Raw genomic sequence first — 7,521 nt, forward strand, 5'->3', positions numbered from 1 at the left:
GCGCACAAATGGCATCGGGAGTGCCCGGTCATCGAGTACCTCGCGCGCTGGACGGGGTGCGGGTCCTTGACATGTCGGGCCCGAGCGGGCAGTACTGCGGAAAGATGTTCGCTGATCTTGGGGCCGAAGTGATCCTGGTGGAGCCAGTCGGGGGCTCTTCTGTAAGAAGGGATGGTCCATTCATTGACAATCAGCCACATCCGGAACGCAGTATTCCGTTTGCCTACTTCAACTCGGGAAAGCGCTCCATCAGCATCGATCTGGACCTAGCCGAGGGGCAAGAGATCTTCCGGAAGCTCGTGAGCGAAATGGATGTATTGATTGAGTCGGAGAAGCCTGGCGTCATGGCACGCAGGGGTCTCGACTACGTCTCGCTGACTGCAATCTCGCCACGACTGGTGATGGCGAGCATTACCCCGTTCGGGCAGGATGGACCGTACTCACAGTACGAGTCTGAAGATATCGTCGCGCTCGCACTTGGCGGAATGCTCTATCTCGGCGGTTATCCCGAGACATCGCCAATCGCAGCACATGGCAACCAGGCTTACCTGGCTGCTGCGCAGTTCGCAGCCGTCGCAGCGATGATGGGAGTATGGGCGGCGGAGGCCGAGGGACTCGAGACGCAAGGGCGTCACATCGATGTTTCGATTCAGGAGTGCGTCGTGATGGGCATGGAGAACGCAATCCAGTTTTATGACCTGGAGGGTACCGTTCGAAGGCGCGAAGCGGGGCAGCAAAGGTGGGCAGGGGCGGGGGTGTTCGACTGTGCAGACGGGCAGGTGTACCTGATGGCTGGAGGGATCGTTCCCAATCAGTTCCGGGTGGCTAATGTCAGATGGCTCATGGAGGAGGGAGTATCGGAAGCGGAGCAGATGCTGGCGAAGAAATGGGACAATCCCGATTATCAGGCGAGCGATGAGGCGAAACAGATCTTCGCGGAATTGTTCGCCCCCTTTGCGCGCGCGCGTACCAAGGAGTACCTCTACTCTGAGGGCCAGTCGCGTCGCATCCCAATCTGTCCAATCAATACGCCACGCGATCTGATGGAGAACCGCCAGCTTGCGTATCGAAATTACTTTGTCTCCGTAGCACACAGCCACACTGGGAAGCCGCTGACAGTGCCGGGGGCTCCGTACGTACTAGGTTCCACTCCGTGGGGCATATCGCGGCCCTCACCACGGCTGGGGGAGCACACCAGTGAAATTCTGAGCGTGCTTGGCTATGACATCGCCGCGCAGGCGGCCTTACTCAAGTCGGGAGTGACGAATTGACGAACCTTCCACTTAAGGGCATTCGCGTTGCCGATTTCACCTGGATTGGAGCCGGCTCGTTCACCACGAAGCTGCTAGCTGACTTCGGTGCGGATGTGATCAAGATCGAGAGCCGCGAGCGTCTCGACTCGTTGCGGCTGAGTCGTCCATTCAAGGACGGTGTGTCCGGCGTGAATCGCAGCGGCTACTTTGCCGATCGCAACACCAGCAAACGCAGCATCACACTGAACTTGAAGCACGACAAAGGGCAGGAGCTCGCCCGTCAGTTGATAGCTACGAGCGATGTGGTCGCCAACAACTTCACTCCCGGAACGATGGAGAAGTTCGGGCTGGGCTATGACGCGGTACGGCAAATCAAGGCGGATATCGTCTATCTTGCCATGTCGATGCAAGGCGCCACGGGGCCGCATCACAGATACCTTGGCTACGGCCTCACTATCGGGGCGCTAACCGGGCTGCAATTTCTTTCCGGATTGCCGGACCGCGAGCCTGCTGGTACGGGAACGAACTATCCAGACCATATACCGAACCCGTGCCATGCGGCGTTCGCAACGCTTGCAGCGTTGCGTCATCGGCGACGTACTGGTGAGGGACAGTTTATCGACGTGGCCCAGACGGAGCCGACCGTCGCCCTGCTTGGTCCTGCCGTCGTTCACCATGCGGTCAACGGCGAACTGAGCACACGAAGTGGAAATCAACGTCTGCCCGCATTCCCTCACGGCGTGTTCCCATGCGCGGGTGAGGACAGTTGGATCGCCATTGCCGTACACAGCGATGCAATGTGGGGTGCGTTACTTGGCGTCCTGGGTGGACCCGCCTGGCTGAGGGAGCCAGCCTTGTCGAGGCAGAATGGCAGGGTGGCGCGGTGTACTGAGATCGACACCGCCATTGCCATCGAAACGCAAAGCTGGGACGCGCAGGCGCTGATGGTTTCGCTTCAGTCGGTCGGTGTGGCCGCTGGTGTTGTTAGAAATGCAGCGGACATTGTGTGCTCCGACCCACAGCTTCAATACCGCGGGCACTGGGTCTACCTCGACCATGCGGAGATGGGGAGCGCCATCTACAACGCGCCGCCCTTCCGGATGTCGCAAAGCGGTGCGACGCCGGTTTCGGCTGCGCCACTGCTTGGAGAGCACACGGACGATGTATGCCGCGAGATCCTGGGTCTGAGTAGCGTGGAAATTGAGACATTACGCTGTGTCGGGGCGCTGACATGACCGCGCTCCAACTTAGTGCGAGCCAAAGAATCGCGGCCTTTGCGGTCGGGTTTAAACCGACACACCTGACCGAGATGCACGTTCAGCAATGTGCCCGCGCGCTGGCGGACACTTATGCGGTTGCCCTCGCCGGATTGAACGAGCAACCGGCGCAGCACGTGTTCCAGTACATCGCGACGGTGCAGCCTGCCCTCGACGAAACGCGATACCGGGCCAGTAGGGGGCTGGCACGGCTATGGGGACGCGGCCGCGCAACGACAGTAGAACTGGCCGCATTGCACAACGGCGTGGCGGGGCACGCCCTCGACTATGACGATGCATCCTCGCCGATGAGTGGCCATCCTAGCGTGGCATTGCTCCCTGCGCTGATTGCTTTGGGCGAAGTCCGGGGCGTCACGGGCCTGCGCCTTGCAGCGGCATACACAGTGGGCTTCGAAGTGTTGTGCAAGCTGGGGCGGGCGATGGCACACGAGCACTATGCACGCGGTTGGCATATGACTTCGTCAATTGGCACCGTGGCGGCGGCCGTGGCTTGCGCCTACCTTCTGGAGCTGGACGAAGTACGGATTGTGAACGCCATTGGCCTGGCTGTAGCGCAAACGGCGGGGACCAGGGAGAACTTCGGTACGGATGCGAAGCCGTTCCAGGCAGGCCAGTGCGGAGCCGCTGCGCTGCGCTCTGTGTTGCTCTCCGAAGCAGGATTTACGGCCTCGCCGGCAGCCCTCGATGGGCCAGCGGGGTTTATGTCCATGTATTCGGGCGGGAACGGTCTCACAGACGAACTTGAGACCCTTGGCCAGTATCCGCTGGAACTGATAAGCAGTGGCATCGAGATCAAGAAGTACCCCGCTTGCTATGCACTGCATCGGCCAGTGGACGGCATACTTGATCTCAAGCGCGAGCACGCCATCACGCTGAGCAACGTTGTTCACATTGCCGTCGAAACGAGTGGCGGTGCGTTGGTTCCACTGATCCGCCACTACCCCAAGACAGGTACCGAGGCGAAGTTCAGTATGCAATACGGGATTGCAGCCGCAGTTGCGGACGGCCAGGTCGGGCTTGCCAGCTTCACCGATGAAGCTGTGCAACGGCCTGCGATTCAGGCGTTCCTGCCTCGAATAGAAGCGCGCGAATCTGCGTGTGCCATGGTTCCGCGATGGGCCTCGGTGAGCATCACCCTCAAAGACGGCACGGCCCTGCAAAGGCATATCGATGCGCTGCGTGGCGCGTCGCAGCTTCCTTTGACGAACGAAGAGTTGTCGCGCAAATTGGCTGACTGCATTGCGTTTGGCGGCAGCACGGTAAAGCCGGCTTCTTTGTTGGAGGTCGCGCTGGATATGGAGCGCTTTACCGTGAGCGGTCTGCTTGACGCCGTGGAGCGGCCTGGAGCAGACCGATCTTCCAGCGTATATATGCACAAGGAGCAATGATGACAGTCTTGTTTGATCTTTCAGATGGAGTCGCGACGATTACGCTGAATCGGCCCGAGGCCATGAATTCGCTGGACCCGGATAGCCTGGTCGAACTGAACGAGGCCTTTCAACGCGCGGAGCGGGACAGCAACGTCCGGGCCGTTATCCTGACGGGCGCCGGGAATCGCGCGTTTTGTACGGGGTCCGACCTCAAGAAGACGATGCCCCCGAAGGAAAGCTTTGCCGAACTCACGTTTGGCCGGTGCCAGCCAGACTACCCGTTCTCCGGGTTGGACATCGACAAGCCCGTCATCTGCGCTGTGAATGGGTATGCGCTGGCTGGAGGGATGGAACTGGCGCTCGCTAGCGATATCCGCATTGCGGCGTCGAATGCGCAGTTCGGACAGTCCGAGGTTCGCGTCGGCAGCATCCCGGCCGCTGGCGGCACGCAGCGCCTTCCCAGAATGATTGGCCGTTCGGACGCGATGCTGTTGATGCTTACCGGCGACAGCATCGACGCGCAGACCGCGTTGCGCATCGGGCTGGTGAGCCGGGTGGTCGAACCGGCGGAACTGATGGGGGCGGCCCTGCAAATCGCCAGACGAATCGCGGACAATGCGCCGCTTGCGGTGCGTGCCGTAAAGCGCCTGGTTCGCGACGGCATGGACATGCCCCTGGCGGCCGCAATCAGGTCGGAACAGTTCGTTCTTGGCGTATTGCGCGACACCCAGGATCGCATCGAGGGACGCAAGGCGTTTCAAGAAAGACGGCGCCCAACGTTCAAGGGGGCTTGAGTGGAAGTTCCCCGTTAGTACAACTTACCAGGAGACACCCGTGAGCAAGCTCACCCGATCGGCTGCGCGGCGTTCTGCGCTATGTCTCATTCTCGCTCTCGTTGCGACGGCTGAAGGCCAAACGGCAGTTGCACAAGGCATTGCGTGGCCCAAGGGTCGCCCTATCAAGTTGATGGTTGCCTTCACTGCGGGCAGTGCCACCGACGTCGTGGCGCGAGTTATCGCCCCGGAGCTGTCTCGTTTGCTGGATGCGACGGTCATCGTGGAGAACAAGCCAGGTGCCGGGGGATCTATTGCTGCCGGGGCGCTCGTGCAGGCGGAGCCGGACGGCTATACGCTGCTGGTGCAATCGTCGGCGCATGTCGTGAACCCAGCTTTCTTCCCTCATTTGGCCTATAAGACGCAAAAGGACATTCGTGGTGTTGCATATGTAGGGACTTCTCTGTTCGTCATGGTCGCGTCACCGGCAAAGGGCTTCAAGGATGTGAGGGACGTGGTCGTGCGTGCGAAGGCCCAGCCTGGAGGGCTCAACTATGGCTCTGGGGGCATTGGATCGGGAGCCCATCTGAACGGTGCGAAGTTTGCGGCGGCAAGTGGAATCAGCGTCCTTCATGTGCCGTCTCGCGGTACTGGCGAAGCGTTGACTGAGACGATGGCTGGTCGTCTTGACTGGACCTTTGCCCCGGCCCCTACCGTAGGGTCGCTGATCAAGGAGGGACGCTTGCAAGCGCTGGCGGTTGGGAGCGCCACGCGGTCGGCCGCGTTCCCCTCGGTGCCATCGATGGCGGAGGCTGGCTTCCCCTCGGCGGCCTACGCGTCCTGGATTGGCGTATTTGCGCCAGCCAGGACACCCAATCTCATCGTCGACCGGCTTAACGATGCCATCAGGCATGTAGTGACCACGCCTGCGGCGAAAGCACGGCTTGAGGCACTTGGCACGGAGCCTCGACCCATGTCGCCTCAAGAGTTCGATAAATTAATTGGCGAAGAGCTGCACACCATGGCTGAGCTAGTCAAGGTCGCCAACATCAAACCGATGGAGTGAATATGCGTCAGTCGAAGATGAGGAACGTGGTGGTGGTCGGTATCGGCCAAACTGCGTTTGGTAAATTCCTGGATCGCAGCGTCCGTTCCCTTGCCGAAGAGGCACTGAAACTCGCCGTCGAGGATGCAGGTATCGACTACGGGCAGATTGGCATCACCTACTTTGCCAACGCGTTGTCTGGACTGATCACAGGGCAGGAGACTATTCGTGGCCAGGTTGCCTTGCGCCACACACCAGTGATGGGCAGGCCGATTTTTAACGTGGACAATGCTTGCGCCTCAGGATCGTCAGCGTTTCACCTGGCGTGGCTCTCAGTCGCTTCGGAGCAAGTCGACGTTGCGCTTGCGATCGGAGCGGAGAAACTGACGCACGTGGAGAAGGCTGTTACCTTTGGCGCCTACGCTTCCGGCGTAGATGTGGGGGAGCGCAACGAAATGATGCGCGCAGCGGCAAATGATCACTCGATCTTCATGGATATATACGCCGGCAAGAGCCGCAAGTACATGGCTGCGAGTGGAGCGACGCCAGAGGACTTCGCATTGGTGACGGTCAAGAGCCGGCATGGGGCGAGCCTCAATCCGTGGGCGCAGTTCCGTCGGGAAACGACGGTGGAGGAAGTGCTCGGTAGCCGCATGATTAGCGAGCCCCTGACTCTGCCCATGTGCTCGCCGATTGCCGACGGGGCTGCAGCTGCAATCCTCATGAGCGAATCGATGGCAAAAAGGTTGGGTCTTCGGCCGGTGTACGTACGCGCCTCGACGCTGGTCTCGGCCAATGGCGACGGGGCTGCCCCGATCTGCGCGGTCCGGGCCGCTGAGGGAGCGTACGCCAATGCGGGTGTTGGCCCACAGGACATTCATGTTGCTGAAGTTCACGATGCGTCAGCGCCGGCAGAGATTATGCTCTATGAGCACTTGGGATTTGCTTCCCGAAATCACGGCATAGATCTCGTTCGCCAGGGTGTCACATCCATTGGCGGAAGGCTACCAGTCAACCCTGGGGGCGGGCTGCTAAGTCGAGGCCATCCAGTGGGGGCCACAGGCATTGCGCAGATCATTGAACTCACGATGCAGCTTCGCGGTACCGCCGAGGGCCGGCAACGGGAGGGCGCGAAGCTCGCATTGGCGGAGTGCTCGGGTGGCCAGATCGGTGCCGATTCGGCAACTGCGGCGGTCACGATTCTTTCGGCCTGAGAGGTAACGGACATCCGTCAGTATCGCAACCCCAGGGAGCCCCTGGTGTGTTCATGCAGTGCTCACTTGAGATGACCTCTTCGTACCGATTGCCGTGCGGCTCCCGCAACGATAGGGCGGACCGATGAAACAGGTTCTTGCGACGGACATGCGCGCAGGCGCTCTATGAACCAGCGACCTGCGGGACCAGGTGGCGATGCCATGGGATAGACAGCCGACATCTGCAGGCTGAGCCCGCCTCGCGGCACTTCATCAATCTGCAGCTCAACCAGACGGCCAGCATTGATGTCGTCCCGGACGGTGTGTAGAGGCATACCCCCCATCCGAGACCGTTGAGCAGGAATGCATGCTTGGCGAACAGATCCGCCAGTCGCCAGGTCAGGCCCGAGAAGACACCAAACTCTAGTCCACCCGAGAGGTCTGATCGATCGGTCAGCACGAGCTGGGTATAACGCGCCAGTTCCTCCTTTGCTATCGGGCCATGAATTGCAGCTAGGGAAGGACTGATTTATTCAGTGCGGCGGTCATCGTTGAGTGGCTTGTAAACGTTGTCCTATGTGTGCCCCAAGAGATGAGCCGAGATGAAGCG

6 protein-coding genes are annotated in these 7,521 nt (G+C 60.3%); all 6 read left to right on the top strand.

The window, feature by feature from the left end:
* Positions 1–8: 8 nt before the first annotated feature.
* From ACYP5B_RS29460 to ACYP5B_RS29485, 6 genes are read left to right on the top strand one after another with little or no spacing between them, the layout of a single operon-like run.
* Positions 9–1,271 carry a CaiB/BaiF CoA transferase family protein gene (locus ACYP5B_RS29460; protein ID WP_459572013.1) on the top strand — a complete coding sequence of 421 codons (1,263 nt, stop codon included), beginning with the start codon at positions 9–11 and terminating at the stop codon, positions 1,269–1,271.
* Positions 1,268–2,488: a CaiB/BaiF CoA transferase family protein gene (locus ACYP5B_RS29465; RefSeq protein WP_459572014.1), complete on the top strand. Its 1,221-nt coding sequence runs from the start codon at positions 1,268–1,270 to the stop codon at positions 2,486–2,488. The genes ACYP5B_RS29460 and ACYP5B_RS29465 overlap by 4 nt, the downstream gene beginning before the upstream one ends.
* Complete coding sequence (locus ACYP5B_RS29470; RefSeq protein WP_459572015.1) at positions 2,485–3,918, top strand: MmgE/PrpD family protein; 1,434 nt, start codon at positions 2,485–2,487, stop codon at positions 3,916–3,918. Before ACYP5B_RS29465 ends, ACYP5B_RS29470 begins: the two co-directional genes overlap by 4 nt.
* Positions 3,915–4,694 carry an enoyl-CoA hydratase/isomerase family protein gene (locus ACYP5B_RS29475; protein ID WP_400101054.1) on the top strand — a complete coding sequence of 260 codons (780 nt, stop codon included), beginning with the start codon at positions 3,915–3,917 and terminating at the stop codon, positions 4,692–4,694. The genes ACYP5B_RS29470 and ACYP5B_RS29475 overlap by 4 nt, the downstream gene beginning before the upstream one ends.
* A 40-nt stretch (positions 4,695–4,734) precedes the next feature.
* Positions 4,735–5,739 carry a Bug family tripartite tricarboxylate transporter substrate binding protein gene (locus ACYP5B_RS29480; RefSeq protein ID WP_459572016.1) on the top strand — a complete coding sequence of 335 codons (1,005 nt, stop codon included), beginning with the start codon at positions 4,735–4,737 and terminating at the stop codon, positions 5,737–5,739.
* A 2-nt stretch (positions 5,740–5,741) separates the two neighbouring features.
* Complete coding sequence (locus ACYP5B_RS29485) at positions 5,742–6,932, top strand: thiolase family protein (protein ID WP_400101058.1); 1,191 nt, start codon at positions 5,742–5,744, stop codon at positions 6,930–6,932.
* Positions 6,933–7,521 lie beyond the last annotated feature (589 nt).

This window comes from Cupriavidus sp. 8B (assembly GCF_054589115.1).